The sequence below is a fragment of the Algoriphagus sp. genome (assembly GCF_024642405.1).
Taxonomy (GTDB): Bacteria; Bacteroidota; Bacteroidia; order Cytophagales; family Cyclobacteriaceae; genus Algoriphagus.
On sequence record NZ_JAHEBC010000478.1, the window covers coordinates 1 to 2532 of the forward strand.

The 2532-nt window shown below is 37.3% G+C and carries 2 protein-coding genes; both read right to left on the bottom strand.

What is annotated here, in order from left to right; translation table 11 throughout:
• On the bottom strand, nt 1-1165 hold a 1165-nt coding region (locus Q0L68_RS19545; RefSeq protein ID WP_296705924.1), incomplete at its 3' end, for an ABC-F family ATP-binding cassette domain-containing protein.
• Nucleotides 1166-1300: 135 nt separating this feature from the next.
• The coding region (locus tag Q0L68_RS19550) for a 6-bladed beta-propeller (RefSeq protein WP_296705923.1) at nt 1301-2532 on the bottom strand (1232 nt) is incomplete at its 5' end.

Consider the following 2532-nt stretch of genomic DNA (forward strand, 5'->3'; position numbering starts at 1 on the left):
CTTCCTGTTTGTAATACCCAAAAGCAGTAGTCTGACCAATAGAGATTTTTCCTGCATCAGGAGCCATCTGCCCGGTGATCATATTCAGAAAAGTAGTTTTTCCAGCTCCGTTTGGGCCCACAATTCCAATTCGGTCTTTTTTTCGGAAAGTATAGGAGAATTCGTTGATAATGTTTTTGTCTCCAAAAGACTTCTTCATTTTTTCAATCTCAATGATCTTATTTCCCAATCGCTGAGTTGTTACAGTCAACTGAATATCGCGCTCTTCACGCTTCTGGGAAGCTTTTTCTTTCGTGTCTTCAAACGCATCTACACGGTATTTTGCTTTGGTGCTTCTCGCCTTTGGTTGACGGCGGATCCAATCAAGCTCTTTTTTGTAAAGGCTTTTCGCTTTTTCTAGCTCAATATCTTCAATCTCCATTCGCTCGGCTTTCTTGTCTAAGAAGTAGCCATAGTTACCCATATATCGGTGGACTTTCCCTTGATCAAGCTCCAGGATTTCATTGGTAACTTTCTCTAGGAAATATCGATCGTGAGTGACCATAAAGAGGGCCAAATTAGCTTTCGCCAAGTAATCTTCCAGCCATTCGATCGTTTCCAAGTCCAAATGGTTTGTAGGTTCATCGAGGAGCAAAAGATCTGGTTTCTCAAGAATTGCTTTTGCCAAAGCCACTCGCTTACGCTGCCCTCCAGAAAGTGTTCCAACTGGAAGATCGGTGTCATGAAGTCCTAATTTACCAAGGACTTCCTTCACTTGATATTCGAAATCCCAAGCCTGGAAAGCATCCATTTTCTCAAAAAGTACAGCCATCTTGTCGGAGTTATCAATGCCGCGTTCTGCTTCTAGCATGGCTTTATGATAGTCTTCTATCACCTGGAGTATTTCAGAATTACTTTGGTCAAAAATGGTTTGGTAAATAGTCAAAGTTCCTTCAAATACAGGGTTCTGGTGAACATAAGCCACTTTCACCTGCTGATTGATTCCAACTTGACCTGTATCAGGTATTTCTAAACCCATGATGATTTTCATCAATGTAGATTTGCCGGCACCATTAATACCAACTAAAGCGATTTTTTGACCTTGGGAAATGCCAAAAGAAATATTTGAAAAAAGCTTGCGCTCACCGAACGCTTTACTGAGGTTTTCGACCGAAAGGTAATTCATGCCGCAAAAGTAAGGAAAAGGAAAGGGAGTATAAGCATGACCATCTAAATTCCCCTTCATAGTGTAATTAAAATATTCGAAAACTAAACGCTCATCTGAGTTTCAAAAATACTAGGAGTAGATAAATTATTATTTTTAAATTTGGCTTTTGACTTTCAGCGAAATCAGGACATACCTATCCTCCTTTAAAAGATTCTGATTTTTTTCAAAAAAATCATGAACATTGCCCGATTTCACAGTAACTTTTTTGCCGGAAAATGTTTTGATATAATCATTATAAAAATAAACCGAGTTGATCATAAAAATAAGTTTGTCTTTATCATATGTCCATGGAATTCCTCTTATTAGCATCTGGTCCAAATCATTCTCCAAACCTTTGGACTGGATTAAAACCTTAAAATCCTTATTCATAAAGACTAAATGTACTCCTTGATTGTACTGCTGAAGAGATAGAAAGTAATACGGGCCGAGTTTTGTAAACAGAGAAATGCCTTCTACTAATTCTTTTTCTAGGATGAATTGTTGGTAAGCATCTCCACTCATATTGTTTAGTCTGACAAAGTCTGTTTTATCAACTAGTGCATCACCGATATCAAATGTTACTTTTTGAGTGCGATTTAGATGACTGTCAAAGAATAATACCTCGGTAGAATATGGGATCGGGAAAACAAGTCCTCCGTCAAAATCTTGATTGAAACCATTATTGTCTCCATATTGGGCTTTTTCAAATCCTGATCTAATTCTTTCCCATTCCCCTATCACCTGTTCGTTTTCATAAAGAAGAAAATTGTAGTCAGTACCATCCCTTAGATTATTCATGAAATAAAGCATTCGATTGCCTCGCTTTTCAAACATGGGAATGTTTTTGGTAATTTTCTCCTCATAAATTAAATTTTGAAAGGGACCGTAAGTCACAGCTTTACCTAGGACTCTATCCAAAATGGTAATTGCTGAATCCTCCAAAAAAAAGTAATCCGATTGCCTAAATTCTCCAGGCCCCGAACCTGTCGCTTGGTAAACAAATTGAGGCTGACCTTTTTTATCAAACTTATGGATATGACCAGTATAAAAGTCCTGAATATACATCGATTCCCTATCAAATTTCATTAGGTAGGGTTCTACTAGCGGCGATGAATCAGGAGCATTTAAAATTGAATAAGAGATGCTTTCAAATGCTTCAGATAATCTATTATTTTTTGAGTCTTTAAGATTTATGGCAACAGTAAACCCACTTGAATTGCTTTCACTGTTGTTGTTTTCACAGGAAATAAAACAAGCTACGATTAGGGAAAAACCAAATGTGGAAAGAAGGTGCCTCATAAAAACAGGTAAAGTACTCTTATAAATATTTAGCAACAATGAGCGAA